This is a genomic window from Bordetella genomosp. 5 (genome assembly GCF_002261475.1).
In the GTDB taxonomy this organism is placed as follows: Bacteria; Pseudomonadota; Gammaproteobacteria; order Burkholderiales; family Burkholderiaceae_B; genus Bordetella.
The window spans coordinates 257,967-273,603 of record NZ_NEVN01000007.1; the positions used below are offsets into that span (position 1 = coordinate 257,967).

The following is a 15,637-nucleotide window of genomic DNA, read 5'->3' on the forward strand; positions in this document are numbered from 1 at the left end:
TGGCGATTGCGCCGGCTCTTGCGGGGTGGTCCCGTGGGAGCGCGGTCTGGCCGTCAGGGCGGTAAAACCATCCCGTGCACAAACATCCCGCACGGGGTAAAAAACGAGTCAAAACAATCGGCCTGGGCCGGCGGTGCCTGTGAGCATCCCGCACCCCATTCGCGGGATCTTCGCGCCGCATTTGGGTCACCCCCGCGCCGCATTCGGGTCACATCCGCAAGGCTCAGGCCTGCCGGGCGCGCCACAGATCGAGCACCGCGGCAACGGTCTGCTCGATCGTGAGACCGGACGAATCCAGCTCCACGGCGTCGGGTGCCGCGGCAAGCGGCGCCACCGCTCTCTGGGTGTCGCGGGCGTCACGCTCGCGCATATCCTTCAAGAGGTCGGCTAGGTTAGCAGAAATTCCCTTTTCGATCAACTGCTTACACCGCCTCTCGGCGCGGGCCTCGACGTCGGCGATCAGGAAGATTTTCAGGGACGCGTCGGGGAAGACGACGGTGCCCATATCGCGGCCGTCTGCCACGAGTCCGGGCGGGAGCCGGAAGGCCCGCTGGCGCTCCAGCAGCGCCTGGCGCAGGGCGGGATAGCCCGCGATGCGCGACGCGAAATTGCCCACGGCCTCCTGGCGGATGTCATGCCCCGCGTCACGGCCGGCCAGATACATATGCGGCCCCTCGAAGCGCACGTCGAGGTTCTGGGCCACGGCGACCACGCCCCCCTCGTCGTCGGGATCGATGCCCGCCTGACGCGCGGCGAGCGCCGTCAGGCGATACAGCGCGCCGCTGTCGAGCACCGTGAAACCCAGCGCCTTCGCCACACGGTGCGCGATCGTGCCCTTGCCCGAAGCGGTCGGGCCGTCGATGGTGATCACCGGCGCCTGGGCGCCTGCGGCTGCGGGAGTGCTCATGTGTGCTTCCAGTAATGAGGCCCGCGGCAGGCGGGCCGGCCGGCGGGGCCGGCAATGGGATGTTGCGGTCGATGCGAACGTCTGTGACACGGGACGGCGGCAGGCACGGCGTCGCGACGACGCCGCTCCCGCAGCCCTCCGGGGCCATCAGGCCCTGACCAGCCCGGCGTAGACGTCGAAGTAGTCGGGGAAGGTCTTGCTCACGCAACCGGGATCGAGAATGCGCACGGCCGCCGGCCCGAAGGCGGCGAGCGAGAAGCACATGGCCATGCGATGGTCGTCGTAGGTGCCGATATGCGCATCATGCCACTGCCCCGCCGCCGGCGGCACCACCTCGAGCCAATCCGGCCCCGAATTGACCGTGGCGCCGAGCTTGGCGAGCTCGGTATGCATGGCGTGTATGCGGTCGGTTTCCTTGACGCGCCAGCTGCCGATATTGCGCAGGCGGCAGGGGCCATCGGCGTAGAGCGCCAGCGCCGCGGCCGTCATGGCGGCGTCGGGGATCAGGTTGAAGTCGGCGTCGAACGCCTTCAGGCGCGCGCCCTGCGCGACTTCCACGCCACTGACCTCGATCCAGTCGGGCCCCTTCTCGACGCGCGCGCCCATGGCGGCCAGCGTGTCGGCAAAGGCCACGTCGCCCTGGATGCTGTCGGCACCGACCCCGGTGACGCGCAACGGCCCGCCGCCAATGGCGCCCAGCGCCAGGAAGTACGACGCCGTGGAGGCATCGCCCTCCACCGCGATCTTGCCCGGGCTACGGTAGCGGCTGGCCGCCGGCACCGTGAACCGTTGCCAGCCGTCGCGCTCGACCTGCACGCCGTAGCGCGCCATCAGGTTCAGCGTGATCTCGATGTACGGCTTGGAGATCAGTTCGCCCACCACCTCGATCACCACCGGCTGGCCGCTGGCGGCGCAGTGGATCGGCGCGGCCAGCAGCAGCGCGGTGAGGAACTGGCTCGACACCGAGCCCTGCACACGCACGGGGGTGTCGGTCGCGATGGCGCCCTGCCCGATCCGCAGCGGCGGATAACCGGGCTGGCCCAGGTAATCAATGCGGGCGCCCCACCCGCGCAGCGCGTCGGCCAGATCGCCGATCGGCCGCTCGTGCATGCGCGGCACGCCCGAGAGCGTGTAATCGCCGCCCATGAGCGCGAGCGCCGCGCACAACGGCCGGAACGCGGTACCGGCGTTACCCAGGAACAGTTCGGCCTGCTGCACGGGAAAGCGCGTCACGCCCTCGACCGCCACATGCCCCGTACCCAGGGTCTCGACCGTCACGCCCAATTGACGCAGCGCGGCCAGCATCACGCGCGTATCGTCGGAATCGAGCAGCCCGGTGATCTCGGTGCGGCCCTCGGCCAGCGCGGCCAGCAGCAGCACGCGATTGGAAATGCTTTTGGATCCGGGCAGCGCCACCACGCCCTGCGCGTGACGGACCCGCGGCAGATCGAGATAAGCCTGGGCGTTCATTCAGTGAGACTCCTTGCGCCAGCCGCGGCGCGCATCGGCGGCCTCGGCGAGCAGGTCGTGCATGGCGTCGCCATCGCGCGCGCGCAGCGCGGCCTCGGCGGCGTCGAGCACCGCACGCACATCGGCCAGCTCCGCGAGCATGGCGTCGCGATTGGAAAGAAAGATATCCCGCCACATTTCGGGCGAGCCCGCGGCGATGCGGGTGAAGTCGCGAAAGCCCGAGCCGGCCAGCGCCAGCCGCGTGGCGGCGTCGTCTGCGCGCGCCACCTGCGTCATGTACACCGACGACAGAAAGTGCGGCATGTGGCTGATCGAGGCCAGCACGCGATCGTGCACGACCGCGTCCATGTCGAGCACGCGGGCGCCGCAGGCCTGCCAGCTGGCGCGGACCCGTTCTAGGGCCGCCGCGCCGTTCTCGGGCAAGGGGGTCAGGATCACATCGCGCTGCTGATACAGGCGGGCGTCGGCCGCCTCGGGTCCGGTGCGCTCGGCCCCCGCGATGGGGTGGCCGGGCACGAACTGGCCGATGCGATCGCCCAGCGCCGCGCGGGCGGCACCGATCACTTCGGCCTTGGTACTGCCGCCATCGGTGAGCACCGTGTCGGGCCGCAGATGCTCGCGCATCTGCGACAGCACGGCACCCAGGCCGCCTACCGGCGTGGCCAGCATGATGAGATCGGCCTGGGCGGCCGCCTCCGCCGGCGTGGCGACGGCGTCGATGAGACCCAGCTCGCGGGCGCGCTCGAGCGACTGCGGATTGCGCCCCACCCCCAGCACGCGGCCGACGTGGCCGGCCTGGCGCAGCGCGGCGGCATACGAGCCGCCGATCAAGCCGACACCGACCACCGCCAGCACGCCGATCGCGGGCGCCTGCGCGCCGCCGGGCTTGGCGGTGAGACTCATGCCGACAGAATCTCGGTCAGGGCGTCGATGAAGCGGGCGTTCTCGGCCGGCAGACCCACCGTGACGCGCAGCCACTCGGGCAGGTCGTCGCCCGCCACCGGACGCACGATCACGCCGCGCTTGAGCAGCGCGAGGTTGACGCCCGGCGCGTCGCCGACATGCACCAGCACGAAGTTGCCATAGCCGGGCACGTAGCGCAGCGACAGCGCCTCGAACGCGCGGTAAAGCTGTTCCTTGCCGGCCTTGTTGGCTTCGTAGGCACGCTGCAGATACTCGGCATCGGCCAGCGCGGCGATCGCGGCGGCCTGCGCCAGCGTATTCACGTTGAAGGGCTGACGCACTCGATTGAGCAGATCGGTCAGGGCCGGCTGCGCCACCGAGAAACCCACGCGCAGGCCTGCCAGGCCGTAGGCCTTGGAGAAGGTGCGCGAGACGATCAGGTTGGGGTGCCGGCGCACCAGCGCCGTGCTGTCGAAACGCAGTTCGGGATCGAGATATTCGTTGTACGCCTCGTCGAGCACGACCGTCACACGGGTGCCGTGGGCCTGCTCGACGCGCTCGAGGAAGCGCGCGATCTCGTCGCCGGGCACGAAGGTGCCGGTGGGATTGTTGGGGTTCGCAATAAACACCACGCGCGTATCGGCCTCGATGGCGTCGAACATCGCGTCGAGGTCATGGCCGTAGTCGCGCGCCGGCACGACGATGTGACGGGCGCCGCGGGCCTGGGTGGCCAGGCGGTACACCGCGAACGAATGCCGCGCGTACACCGCCGAGGTGCCCGGCTCGAGCAGCGCGAGCGCCACGATCTCGAGAATGTCGTTGGAGCCGTTGCCCAGCGTCAGCCAGTTGGCCGGCACGCCATAGCGCTCGGCGAGCGCCGCCTTCAGGTCGAAGCCATTGGGATCGGGGTAGCGGGCCAGCGAAGCGGCCGCGGACAGCATCGCCTGGCGCGCCGACTCCGGCATGCCCAGGGGGTTTTCGTTGGAGGCCAGCTTCACGATGCCGGCCGGATCCAGCCCGAACTCACGAGCCAGCTCCTCGATGGGCTTGCCGGCCTGGTACGGGGCGATAGCGCCGACGTGGGCGGGCGCGACGAGAGTTTTTTGTGCGGTCATGGTGACGAACGAGGGGCGAAACGTTGAACGGACGGCAGCGGGACGGGTTGCAGCGGAAAGAAAACCTGTGCGCGGAGAAAGCAGGACAGCGGCGGGCAGGCGTTCTGCCCGCGCGCCGATCACTGTGCCGGGTAGGATCCCAGAATCTTCAGGAAAGCGGCCTGTGCCTGCAATTCGGTCAGGGCGGCCACCACCTGCGGATCGCGCTGGTGACCCAGCACGTCGACATAGAAGTAATACTCCCACTGACCCGTGCGTGCCGGACGCGATTCGAAGCGGGTCATGGAGACGCCGTTGGCCGCCAGCGGCTTGAGCATCTCGTAGACGGCGCCGGCGCGATGCGGCACGGCCAGGATGAGACTGGTCTTGTCCTTGCCGCTGGAGAGCGGCTCGATGTGGCCGATGGCCAGGAAGCGCGTGCGGTTGTACGGGTCGTCCTGGATGCCGGCCTCGACCACGCGCAGCTTCCAGGCCGGCGCCGCGACCTCGCCCGCGATCGCCGCGACCGCCGGGTTTTCGGAGGCCACGCGCGCGGCTTCGGAATTGCTCGCGGCGGCGACGCGCTCCAGATTCGGGTAGTGGCGGGTGAGCCAGCCCTGGCACTGGGCCAGCGCCTGCGGATGCGCCGAGATGGTCGTGATGCCGTCCATCGTGCCCGATTGCGTCATCAGGCAATGGCGGATCAGCAGCGAGCGCTCGCCCATGATTTTGAGCGGCGTGTTCAGCAGCAGGTCCATGCTGCGATTGACGGCGCCTTCGGTCGAATTCTCGACCGGCACCATGCCCACGTCGGCCTGGCCCCCTTCGATCGCGCGGAACACGTCATCGAACGAGGCGCACGGCAAGCCCTGCACGGAATGGCCGAACTGCTCGAAGGCCGCCTGCTCGGAAAACGAGCCCTGCGGGCCCAGATAGGCGACGGTCATGCCGCGCTCCAGGCCACGGCAGGCCGACATGATTTCGGTCCAGACGGAGGCCACCGCGGCGTTGGGAAACGGCCCCGGATTGCGGGCCTGCAGACCGCGGATCACCTCGGCCTCGCGCTCGGGGCGCAACACCGGGCCATCGGCCTGGGCCGCATGCTTGACCACGCCCACTTCCTGCGCGGCCAGGGCACGCTGCGACAGCAGTTCGAGAATCTGTGCATCGATCGCATCGATGCGCGCGCGCAGCGGCGCGAGCTGGGCCTGCAGCGACTCATCCATGGCGGCGCTCGAATTCCTTGAGGTACTCGACCAGCGCCTGCACGCCGGCCAGCGGCATGGCGTTGTAGATCGAGGCGCGCATGCCGCCCACGCTCTTGTGGCCTTTGAGCTGAGTGAGGCCGGCCGCGTCCGCGCCCTGCAGGAAGGCGTCGTTGAGCGATTCGTCGCGCAGCACGAACGGCACGTTCATGCGCGAGCGCACCGGCGCATGCACGGGGTTGCGGTAGAAGCCGCTGCTGTCGAGGAAACCGTAGAGCAGGTCGGCCTTGGCACGATTGGCGGCTTCCATGCCGGCCACGCCGCCATTGGCCTTGACCCACTTGTAGACCAGGCCCGCCACATAGATGGCGAACGTGGGCGGCGTGTTGTAGCGCGAATGCTCGGCGGCCACGTTGGCGTAGTCGAACGCCGACGGGCAGATGGGCAGCGCCTTGCCGATGAGGTCACGGCGCGCGATGACGACCGTCACGCCGGCGGGGCCTGCGTTTTTCTGGGCACCGGCGAACACCAGGCCGGCGCGCTGCACGTCGAGCGGACGCGACAGGAAGTGCGAGGACGCGTCCACCACCAGCGGCACGTCGGGCGCGCCGAGCGCGGCCGTATCGGGCCACTCGGTGAACTCGACGCCACCGATGGTTTCGTTGCTGCACAGGTGCAGATAGGCCGCTTCGGGACGAACCTGCCAGCTTTCGACCGGCGGCACCCACGAGAACGGCGCCTGCTCGACACCGTCGAGCCTGGCGGCCACGCCGCTGCTGGCGGCGATGCGCGCATCGCCGTAGCGCCCGGCTTCCTTGTGCGAACGGGTCGACCAGTGGCCGGTGACCACGAAGTCGGCCGCGGCGGCGCCGCGGCGGCCGATCAAGTTCATCGGCACGATCGCGTTTTCGCCCAGACCGCCGCCCTGCATGAACATCACGGCATAGTCGGCCGACACGCCGAGCAGTTCACGCAGATCCGCTTCGGCTTCGTCGCAGATCTGCACGAAGTGGCGCCCCCGGTGACTCATCTCCATCACTGACATGCCACTGCCATGCCAGTCCAGCATCTCGGCAGCGGCCTGCTGCAAGACGGTCTCCGGCAATACCGAAGGACCGGCCGAGAAATTCCAGGGGCGGGCCATTTTTACTCCGTAGGTTCTGTCGTGTCGGTTGCGGCATCGGGCTTGGCATCGCCCTCGCCATTGTCATCGGCGGCCGCGTCGGCGCCGTCGGCATCGTCTTCGGCGCCTTCGTCGGCGTCGCTTTCGACCACGCGGCGCACGCCCGAGAGCGAGCTGCCATCATCGACGCTGATGAGCGTGACGCCTTGCGTGGCGCGGCCCATTTCGCGAATCTCGCCCACGCGGGTACGCACCAGCACGCCGCCCGTCGTGATCAGCATGATCTCGTCGGTCGGGGTGACGAGCACGGCGCCCACCACCTTGCCATTACGCGAGCTGGTCTGGATGGCGATCATGCCCTTCGTGCCGCGGCCGTGGCGCGTGTACTCGACGATCGAGGTGCGCTTGCCGTAGCCGTTTTCGGTGGCGGTCAGCACGCTCTGGCTTTCGTCGCCGGCCACGAGCAGCGAAATCACGGTCTGGCTGTCTTCGAGCATCATGCCGCGCACGCCGCGGGCGTTGCGGCCCATCGGACGCACGTCGTTTTCGTCGAAACGCACGGCCTTGCCGGCGTCGGAGAACAGCATGACGTCGTGCTTGCCGTCGGTAAGGTCGGCGCCGATCAGGTAGTCGCCATCATCGAGGTCGACCGCGATGATGCCGGCCTTGCGCGGATTGGAGAAATCGGACAGCGGGGTCTTCTTGACCGTGCCGCGCGAGGTCGCCATGAACACGAAGTGATCTTCGCTGAATTCCTTGACCGGCAGCACCACGGTGATCTTCTCGCCGTCGGCCAGCGGGAACATGTTGACGATGGGCTTGCCACGCGAATTGCGCGTGCCTTGCGGCACTTCCCAGACCTTGAGCCAGTACACGCGGCCGCGGTTCGAGAAGCACAGCAGGTAGTCGTGCGTGTTGGCGATGAAGAGCTGGTCGACCCAGTCGTTTTCCTTGGTGGCGGTGGCCTGCTTGCCGCGCCCGCCGCGCTTCTGCGAACGGTACTCGGACAGGGGCTGGCTCTTGATGTAGCCGCCGTGCGAGAGCGTCACCACCATGTCCATGGGGGTGATCAGGTCTTCGGTGTCGAGTTCGGTCGCGTTGACTTCGATGTCGGAGCGGCGCGAATCCTTGGCCGAGGTGGAGAACTCCGCCTTGATGGCCTGCAGCTCTTCGCTGATGATCGACGAGATGCGCTCCGGCTTGGCCAGGATGTCGAGCAGGTCGGCGATGGTGGCCATCACGTCCTTGTACTCGCCAATGATCTTGTCCTGCTCCAGCCCGGTGAGGCGTTGCAGGCGCATGTTCAGGATTTCCTGGGCCTGGGTGTCGCTCAGGCGGTACATGCCGTCGCCCTGCAGACCGAATTCGGCCGCCAGGTCGTCGGGACGGAACGCCGCGCGGCCACCGGCCGCATCGCCATCCACGCGCGACAGCATCTCGCGCACCAGCGACGAATCCCAGGTGCGGGCCATCAGTTCCTGGCGCGCCACCGGCGGGGTCGGCGCGGCCTTGATGATCGCGATGAAGTCGTCGATGTTGGCCAGTGCCACGGCCAGGCCTTCGAGCACGTGACCGCGCTCGCGCGCCTTGCGCAGCTGGAATACCGTGCGACGCGTCACCACTTCGCGGCGATGCTGCAGGAAGTATTCGATCATCTGCTTCAGGTTGAGCAGACGCGGCTGACCGTCGACCAGCGCGACCAGGTTCATCCCGAAGGTGTCCTGGAGCTGGGTGTTTTTGTAGAGGTTGTTGAGCACGACCTCGGGCACTTCACCGCGCTTGAGCTCGATCACGAGACGCATGCCGTCCTTGTCGGACTCGTCACGGATGTCGGAGATGCCTTCGATCTTCTTGTCGTTGACCAGCTCGGCGATGCGCTCCTGCAGGGTCTTCTTGTTGACCTGATAGGGAATCGCGTCGACCACGATGGCCTGACGGTTGCCCTTTTCGAGGTCTTCGAAGTGGGTCTTGGCGCGCATGATGACGCGGCCGCGGCCCGTGCGGTAACCCTCGCGCACACCGGAGATGCCATAGATGACGCCACCGGTGGGGAAATCAGGGGCCGGAATCAGCTCGATCAGTTCGTCGATCGTGCAGCCGGGGTTGCGCAGGCAATACAGGCAGCCGTCGACGACTTCCTGGAGATTGTGCGGCGGAATATTGGTGGCCATGCCCACCGCGATACCCGAGCTGCCGTTGACGAGCAGGTTGGGCAGACGCGACGGGAGCAGGAGCGGCTCTTGCTCGCTGCCGTCGTAGTTAGGACCGAAGTCGACCGTTTCCTGGTCGATGTCGGCCAGCAGCTCGTGCGCGATCTTGGCCAGGCGGATTTCGGTGTAACGCATCGCCGCGGCGTTGTCGCCGTCGATGGAGCCGAAGTTGCCCTGGCCGTCGACGAGCATGTAGCGCATGGAGAAATCCTGCGCCATGCGGACGATGGTGTCGTAAACGGACTGGTCGCCGTGGGGATGGTACTTACCGATCACATCGCCGACGATACGAGCCGACTTCTTGTACGCGCGGTTCCAGTCGTTGTTGAGTTCGTGCATCGCGTACAACACGCGCCGGTGCACGGGCTTGAGGCCGTCTCGCACATCCGGTAGCGCCCGACCCACGATCACGCTCATTGCGTAATCGAGGTAACTGCGGCGCATCTCTTCTTCCAGCGATACCGGAAGCGTCTCCTTGGCAAAGGAATCCATATATATAACGACTGAATCGTGTTTAAGAAGGAACCCAGGCCGGGTAAACGCGAAATTCTATCATCCGAACGTCGTAGGCACCCCGGGGGCGCCTCAAGGAGGCCCCGGAGTCGGCGGACGAGATGCCGCCATCGGCTTGCATTGCGCCGCTTCTCGGCCTGTTGCCAAAAACCAACACGAAGAACGCGCCGACCCGCTAAATGGTCATATCCTGAGCCAATGGGGGGCACCAAGGAAGCCAAAGGTCCCCAAATGCCTTAAGATTGTTTCCAGCACGCAGGAGACCCAGTGGCGATCCTTTGAACCTGTTCTTAGCGTTGCTATACTGGCCCCGTTTTCCTGATATGCGGCGGGGGTTCGCTGCGAGTCACTTATCCAGCTTCAAGCTCAACGAGGAGAAACATGAACAAACCCTCCAAATTCGCTCTGGCGCTCGCCTTCGCCGCCGTTACGGCCTCTGGTGTAGCCTCGGCCCAGTCCTACCCGCAGACGGTGGACAACTGGCGTAATGCGTTCGGCGACGTGTGGAAGAACGGCACGAACGAACTGTGCTGGCGCGATGCGTTCTGGACCCCGGCCACCGGTATCCCCGGTTGCGACGGCGTGCCGGTCGCTCAACAAAAAGACAAGCCGGCTCCGATGGCTGCCAAGGTCGTCTTCAACGCTGACACGTTCTTCGACTTCGACAAGTCGGTTCTGAAGCCCGAAGGCCGTCAACTGCTGGATCAAGTGGCCCAGCAAGCTGGCACCATCGATCTGGAAACCATCATCGCCGTCGGCCACACCGACTCGATCGGTACCGAGGCTTACAACCAGAAGCTGTCCGAGCGCCGTGCCGCTTCGGTCAAGGCCTACCTGGTCAGCAAGGGCATCGACCCCAACCGTGTCTACACGGAAGGCAAGGGCGAGCTGCAACCGATCGCCACGAACAAGACGGCCGAAGGCCGTGCGCGCAACCGTCGCGTGGAAATCGAAATCGTCGGCAGCCGTCGCAAGTAATTGCTTCGTCAGTCGTACTGAAAAAGGCCTCGCTCATGCGAGGCCTTTTTTTATGCCCGTCTCGAGCGACTCGGCGGGCGGATGCGGCCATACCCCCCTGATTTTTCAGGCACAATCTAGGCTGAGGGCGGCCCAGACCTGCCCGCCGCTGCTCGCGATCCTGACGCAGGATCCGCCAGCGCTCCCTTTCGTTTGCGCACGCATCCGGCCTCGCGCGCGCCACAGCCAGCCACGCCCATGACCGTAGATACCCCTACCCCCTCCCGCCCCGTCAACGCCGACCAGGCTGAACTCGACAAGTTCGCCGCGCTGGCCTCGCGCTGGTGGGACCCGGAAAGCGAGTTCAAGCCGCTGCACGCCATCAACCCGTTGCGCCTGGAATGGATCCAGGAAGTGGCGGGCCCGCTCACCGGACGCCGGGTGCTGGACGTCGGCTGCGGCGGGGGCATCCTGTCGGAGAGCATGGCGCGCGCCGGTGCCGACGTGACCGGCATCGATCTGGCCGACAAATCGCTCAAGGTGGCGCGGCTGCACGGCCTGGAATCGGGCGTGAAGGTCGAGTACCGCAAGGTGCCGGTCGAAGAGCTTGCCGCCGAGCAGCCCGGTCAGTACGACGTCGTGACCTGCATGGAAATGCTGGAACACGTGCCCGACCCCGCCTCCATCGTGCGCGCCTGCTCGGCGCTGGTGAAACCGGGCGGCTGGGTGTTCTTCTCCACGCTGAACCGCAATCCGAAGTCGTTCCTGTTCGCCATCGTCGGCGCCGAATATGTGCTGCGGCTCTTGCCGCGCGGCACGCACTCGTATGCGCAGTTCATCAAGCCGAGCGAACTGGCCACCTCGGCCCGCCAGGCTCAGCTCGAGCCGGTGGGCATGCGCGGCATGGAATACAACCCCATTACCCAGGTCTACACCCTGAGCGGCGATACCTCGGTCAACTACCTGATGGCGACCCGCAAATGAGCGCGCTGGTTCTGTTTGATTTTGATGGCACCCTGGCCGACACGGCGCCCGACCTGGCGGCGGCCGCCAACCAGCAGCGCGTGCGCCGGGGGCTCGCCCCCCTGCCCTACGAGACGCTGCGGCCGGTAGCCTCGCAGGGCGCGCGCGGATTGTTGCGTGTAGCGCTCGAACTGACGCCCGGCCATCCCGACTACGAACCCACGCGACTGCAGTTTCTGGAGGACTACGCGGCGGGTTCTACGGTGCACAGCCGGCTCTTCCCGGGCATCGCGGCACTGCTCGAAAAGCTGCGCGATCGGGGGCTGTCCTGGGGGATTGTTACCAATAAAGTCACGCACCTTACATTGCCCATTGTTGCTTACCTGGGCCTGAATGAGCACAGTGCAGTGTTGGTTTGTGGCGACACTACGGCTCATGCCAAGCCGCACCCCCTCCCGCTGCTCCACGCCGCCGAACAGGCCGGTTTCGCACCGGATCGGTGCGTTTATGTGGGCGACGATCTCCGCGACATCCAGTCGGCCCACGCGGCCCGCATGCCCGCCATTGCTGCCGCTTACGGGTATGTCGGTCAGGATGAGGACTGCACGACCTGGCTTGCCGAAGCCACGGTGCATACGCCAGACGCGCTCTGGCCGGCAATCGAATCTTTGCTACCGGACGATCTGCACTGATTCGAGGCCGTTGGCAATGCTGCTTACGGCCTCTTTCAAATGTGTCTCGTATGTGAGACTTTAATACGCAGGATTAAGCATCTTGCTATATCCTGCCACGCAAATATTCTAGTTTTCAGATTATTGCGAGGCTTATCGCCCACGCAGAATCTGCGCTCGGGGCCACTCATTCTTTGACTGGTGCGTCCGATGAAAATCCTGTCGATCTTTGGTACCCGGCCCGAGGCCATCAAAATGATGCCGCTGGTTCGGGCATTGCAACAGGAACGCACCGTCGAGAGCGTCGTGTGTGTCACCGGCCAGCATCGCCAGATGCTGGACCAGGTGCTGCAGCTGTTCGAGATCCAGGCCGATCACGATCTGGATGTGATGGTGCCCAACCAGACGCTCAACGGCCTCTTCGCCCGCATCATGACGCGCGTGGACGCGCTGCTCGAAGAGGTGAAGCCCGACGTCGTGCTCGTGCACGGCGATACGAGCACCGCCACCGCCTGCAGCCTCGCCGCCTTTCATCGCCGCATTCCGATCGGCCACGTCGAGGCCGGTCTGCGCACCGGCGATCTCGCACAACCCTTTCCTGAAGAAATGAACCGCCGCGTCGTGGATGTGGTGGGACAGTGGCTGTTCGCACCCACGCTGACCTCGCGTGCGAACCTGCGCCAGGAGAATCTGCAGGGCCGCATTTACGTCACCGGGAACACCGTGATCGATGCGCTGGACCTGACCTTGACAAAGCTTGACAGTGATCGGGCCCTCAATAATGCGCTATCGACGCGCTATCACTGGCAGAATCCGGACCGCCGACTACTGCTTGTTACGGGGCATCGTCGCGAAAGCTTCGGAGAGGGCTTTCGCAACATCTGCGCCGCCCTCGCCACCCTCGCGAAACGCGATGACCTGGATATCGTCTATCCGGTGCATCTGAATCCGCAGGTGCGCGAGGTCGTGATGGGCACGTTGTCGGGACTGTCGAACGTCCACCTCATCGATCCGCTCGATTACCTCGATTTCGTTTGGTTCATGCGCCGCGCCCACATCATTCTCACCGACTCTGGTGGTGTCCAGGAGGAAGCCCCTCACCTGGGCAAGCCCGTTCTCGTCATGCGCGATGTGACGGAACGGCCGGAGGCCCTGGCCGCCGGCACGGTGGCGCTGGTCGGCACGGAATCCGACCGCATCGTGCGGGCGGTCAATGCACTGCTCGATGATCCCGCGCATTACGAACGCTTCGCCCGGGGCGTCAATCCCTACGGCGACGGCAACGCAAGCGCGCGCATCGTGTCTGCCCTGCTGGGTCGCGCGGTGCAAGAGTTCGATCCCAGCCAGCCTGGCCTGGCCGTCCCTCACTCCTTGGTCGCCTAAAACCCCATCATGGTCATCACTTCTACCCGCACTTTCCGCCTCCATGCCGCGCGCCGCGCGCTGCTGCTGGCCTGCCTCGCCGGTCCGGCAGCCGTCATGGCCAGCCCTGCCAGCGACGCCCTGCTCGAGCTGGGACGTGACGGTTTGATCCAGCGCAGTCTGTCTCTGAAGGACCTGGGCATCGGCAATCCTGTCGTGCTCGACCAAAGCGATAACCGCCAGGAATTCTTCCTGCCGGTGCCGCGCGGCGTGACCTTGACCGATGCCGCGCTGACGCTGGAAGGCAATTACCTGAAGGGCGAGGACGTGCCCGCCACGCTGAACGTGGCGATCGATGGACGTCCTCAGGTCGCGCAGCGCGTCGTGGATCGCGAAGGCAATCTGCATCGCGCCCTGCCGATCGAGCCGCGTGCGCGTGAATCGGGCTTCGTGCAACTCACCGTGAACTGGAGCTCGCCGATCGGCCTGCGCCTGTGCGAGTCGGACCGCCTCACGGCCAATGTGCTGACGCTGTCGCCCGACACGCGCCTGACCTACCGCTATCCCGCCCAGGCCGTGCGCGGCCTGGACGACACCTGGCACACGCTGCCGGGCCAACCGGTCCTGCTGGTGGCCGGTGGCAAGCTCGACAAGCAGAGCTTCGACGCGGCGTGGCGCGTGGGCGTGGCGCTCGAGCGCACCGGCAAGCGCGCGGTCGTGAAAAGCCTGCCCGCCGTGGGCGACGAGATCCGCCTGGCCGGCCTGCAGGTGCCCGCCGCGCTGAGCAGCATCCCGGCCTTTGCCGCCTTCGCGGGCAAAGACACGCACAAGATCGCCGACCCGGCCGAGGTCGGCGCCTTGATCGTGCTGGGCGGCGCGCAAGGGGATCTGGCGATCACCGATAGCGCGCTGACCGGCCAGATCGATCAGGCGCTGGATGCGCTCGCCGGGCAGTTGCAGAACGATGCCGACGCGGCCCGCGAACTCACGCAATGGCGCGAGCGCCATGCCACGCTCGCCAGCGACAAGCCGGCCGCGCAGCAGGTCAAGGTGGCGCTGCTCGGGCATCAGCCGATGATCTCGATCTCGCCGGACGCCGGCGCGCAAGCCGCCGGCATCTTCGACAGCATCTGGCGCCGCGTGCTCACGTCGCGCCAGGCCACGGTGTTCCAGGCCGGCCAGAACGCAGCCAGCCTGGGCGACACGACGCGCCTGACGGCGCTCGGCGCCTCCACCACGGTGTTCGATGTGGTGACGCGCGGCGACTGGAACATGACGTTCCCGCTGGCCGCCATCTCCAGCGATGGCCGCATTCCGGGCGAACTGGTGCTCGACCTGGCCGCCGCGCCCGGCGCGTCCATCACCAAGCCCGTGGCGTCGGTCATCTGGAACGGCGTGCTGCTCAATGCCAAGCAACTCGACGCGGACGGCCACCCGGAGCGGCTCGCCGCGCGGGTGCCGGGCTATGCGCTGGGCGTGACCAACAACCTGCGCGTGTCGTTCCAGCGCCAGCCCGTGTCGCCCAACTGTGCCGAAACGCCGCAGGGCTATCCGGTCAACGTGCTGCCTTCGAGCTTCGTGCGTGCCGGCAGCGCGCAACCGGACGGCACCTTCGTGGGCATCCTGCCGCTGCTGGCGGGCACGCCGCAGGTGCTGGTGCCGCAGAGCGCGCTCGACGCGCCGGTGACGCCGCTGCGCAACCTGATCGCGCTGGCCAACGCCAGCGCCCTGTCGCCGGTGCGCGCCGAACTCGTGCTGGCCGACGGCGCACAGGCCGTCAAACCGACGAAGCCGTTCCTGTCGATGGGTGTGCCTGTCGACGGCGTGGCACCGGTCATCAATGTGGTCGACGGCAAGCGCCTGACCGTCCGTGGCAAGGCGCAGAACGACCAGCCCTGGCTCGACGTCGAAGGCCCGGACCGTCTCAGCACGGCGTCGGTGGTCAAGTCGGGCACGCAGAACGGCATTCTCTGGCAGGCACTCGGCGAGCATCCCGCGCGCTTCGCGGAGTCGTTCGTGCTGACCCGCGGCAACGCCGTGGTGCTGGGCGAACAAGGCGCGCTGGCCTGGATCGACACCACCGACCCCGGCCTGAGCCAACCGCCCGGCATGGGTGGCGGTCCGTTCTACGAATGGCGTCAGTATCTGGGCTGGGGTGTGCCGCTGCTGGGCGCCCTGATCCTGCTGGCGCTGGTGCTGGCCGTGATGGCGCGCCGCGCCCGGGCCCGCAGCGAGAAGAAGTAAGGACGGCGGGCGATC

12 protein-coding genes are annotated in these 15,637 nt (G+C 66.8%); 5 read left to right on the top strand and 7 right to left on the bottom strand.

From position 1 onward, the window contains the following. Positions 1-223: 223 nt before the first annotated feature. The 7 genes from cmk to gyrA form a co-directional block, all read right to left on the bottom strand. Positions 224-907: a (d)CMP kinase gene (gene cmk / locus CEK29_RS14115; protein WP_094858486.1), complete on the bottom strand. Its 684-nt coding sequence runs from the start codon at positions 905-907 to the stop codon at positions 224-226. A gap of 147 nt (positions 908-1,054) precedes the next feature. Further along, entirely contained in the window at positions 1,055-2,377 is a 1,323-nt protein-coding gene (gene aroA / locus CEK29_RS14120) for a 3-phosphoshikimate 1-carboxyvinyltransferase (protein ID WP_094858487.1), read from the bottom strand. Then, positions 2,378-3,280, bottom strand: coding sequence for a prephenate dehydrogenase (locus tag CEK29_RS14125; protein WP_094858488.1), 903 nt, complete (start codon positions 3,278-3,280; stop codon positions 2,378-2,380). It lies immediately after the preceding gene. Further along, a complete protein-coding gene (hisC, locus tag CEK29_RS14130) occupies positions 3,277-4,395 on the bottom strand; it encodes a histidinol-phosphate transaminase (protein WP_094858489.1) in 1,119 nt (372 codons plus the stop codon). The genes CEK29_RS14125 and hisC overlap by 4 nt, the downstream gene beginning before the upstream one ends. A 119-nt stretch (positions 4,396-4,514) precedes the next feature. Beyond that, the gene (pheA, locus tag CEK29_RS14135) at positions 4,515-5,600 is read right to left on the bottom strand and encodes a prephenate dehydratase (protein ID WP_094858490.1); all 1,086 of its coding nucleotides are present in this window, start codon (positions 5,598-5,600) and stop codon (positions 4,515-4,517) included. Then, positions 5,593-6,723, bottom strand: coding sequence for a 3-phosphoserine/phosphohydroxythreonine transaminase (serC, locus tag CEK29_RS14140; protein ID WP_094801005.1), 1,131 nt, complete (start codon positions 6,721-6,723; stop codon positions 5,593-5,595). Before serC ends, pheA begins: the two co-directional genes overlap by 8 nt. Before the next feature lie 2 nt (positions 6,724-6,725). Continuing rightward, the gene (gene gyrA, locus CEK29_RS14145) at positions 6,726-9,404 is read right to left on the bottom strand and encodes a DNA gyrase subunit A (protein WP_094801007.1); all 2,679 of its coding nucleotides are present in this window, start codon (positions 9,402-9,404) and stop codon (positions 6,726-6,728) included. 402 nt (positions 9,405-9,806) lie between these two features. Here gyrA and ompA point away from each other — a divergent pair, with 402 nt between their 5' ends. The 5 genes from ompA to CEK29_RS14170 all read left to right on the top strand — a co-directional run bounded on the left by ompA (position 9,807) and on the right by CEK29_RS14170 (position 15,622). Further along, a complete protein-coding gene (gene ompA, locus CEK29_RS14150) occupies positions 9,807-10,403 on the top strand; it encodes an outer membrane protein OmpA (RefSeq protein ID WP_094801009.1) in 597 nt (198 codons plus the stop codon). A 237-nt stretch (positions 10,404-10,640) separates the two neighbouring features. Continuing rightward, complete coding sequence (ubiG, locus tag CEK29_RS14155; RefSeq protein ID WP_094801011.1) at positions 10,641-11,366, top strand: bifunctional 2-polyprenyl-6-hydroxyphenol methylase/3-demethylubiquinol 3-O-methyltransferase UbiG; 726 nt, start codon at positions 10,641-10,643, stop codon at positions 11,364-11,366. After that, positions 11,363-12,037, top strand: coding sequence for an HAD-IA family hydrolase (locus CEK29_RS14160; protein ID WP_094858491.1), 675 nt, complete (start codon positions 11,363-11,365; stop codon positions 12,035-12,037). The genes ubiG and CEK29_RS14160 overlap by 4 nt, the downstream gene beginning before the upstream one ends. A 189-nt stretch (positions 12,038-12,226) precedes the next feature. Next, positions 12,227-13,399 carry a non-hydrolyzing UDP-N-acetylglucosamine 2-epimerase gene (gene wecB / locus CEK29_RS14165; RefSeq protein WP_094801014.1) on the top strand — a complete coding sequence of 391 codons (1,173 nt, stop codon included), beginning with the start codon at positions 12,227-12,229 and terminating at the stop codon, positions 13,397-13,399. A gap of 9 nt (positions 13,400-13,408) precedes the next feature. Then, a complete protein-coding gene (locus CEK29_RS14170) occupies positions 13,409-15,622 on the top strand; it encodes a hypothetical protein (protein ID WP_094858492.1) in 2,214 nt (737 codons plus the stop codon). Positions 15,623-15,637 lie beyond the last annotated feature (15 nt).

What these genes read in the sequence shown, in the direction of transcription:
- cmk (WP_094858486.1), bottom strand. Translation starts at nt 907, where the DNA reads ATGAGCACTCCCGCAGCCGCAGGCGCCCAGGCGCCGGTGATCACCATC.
- aroA (WP_094858487.1), bottom strand. Translation starts at nt 2,377, where the DNA reads ATGAACGCCCAGGCTTATCTCGATCTGCCGCGGGTCCGTCACGCGCAG.
- CEK29_RS14125 (WP_094858488.1), bottom strand. Translation starts at nt 3,280, where the DNA reads ATGAGTCTCACCGCCAAGCCCGGCGGCGCGCAGGCGCCCGCGATCGGC.
- hisC (WP_094858489.1), bottom strand. Translation starts at nt 4,395, where the DNA reads ATGACCGCACAAAAAACTCTCGTCGCGCCCGCCCACGTCGGCGCTATC.
- pheA (WP_094858490.1), bottom strand. Translation starts at nt 5,600, where the DNA reads ATGGATGAGTCGCTGCAGGCCCAGCTCGCGCCGCTGCGCGCGCGCATC.
- serC (WP_094801005.1), bottom strand. Translation starts at nt 6,723, where the DNA reads ATGGCCCGCCCCTGGAATTTCTCGGCCGGTCCTTCGGTATTGCCGGAG.
- gyrA (WP_094801007.1), bottom strand. Translation starts at nt 9,404, where the DNA reads ATGGATTCCTTTGCCAAGGAGACGCTTCCGGTATCGCTGGAAGAAGAG.
- ompA (WP_094801009.1), top strand. Translation starts at nt 9,807, where the DNA reads ATGAACAAACCCTCCAAATTCGCTCTGGCGCTCGCCTTCGCCGCCGTT.
- ubiG (WP_094801011.1), top strand. Translation starts at nt 10,641, where the DNA reads ATGACCGTAGATACCCCTACCCCCTCCCGCCCCGTCAACGCCGACCAG.
- CEK29_RS14160 (WP_094858491.1), top strand. Translation starts at nt 11,363, where the DNA reads ATGAGCGCGCTGGTTCTGTTTGATTTTGATGGCACCCTGGCCGACACG.
- wecB (WP_094801014.1), top strand. Translation starts at nt 12,227, where the DNA reads ATGAAAATCCTGTCGATCTTTGGTACCCGGCCCGAGGCCATCAAAATG.
- CEK29_RS14170 (WP_094858492.1), top strand. Translation starts at nt 13,409, where the DNA reads ATGGTCATCACTTCTACCCGCACTTTCCGCCTCCATGCCGCGCGCCGC.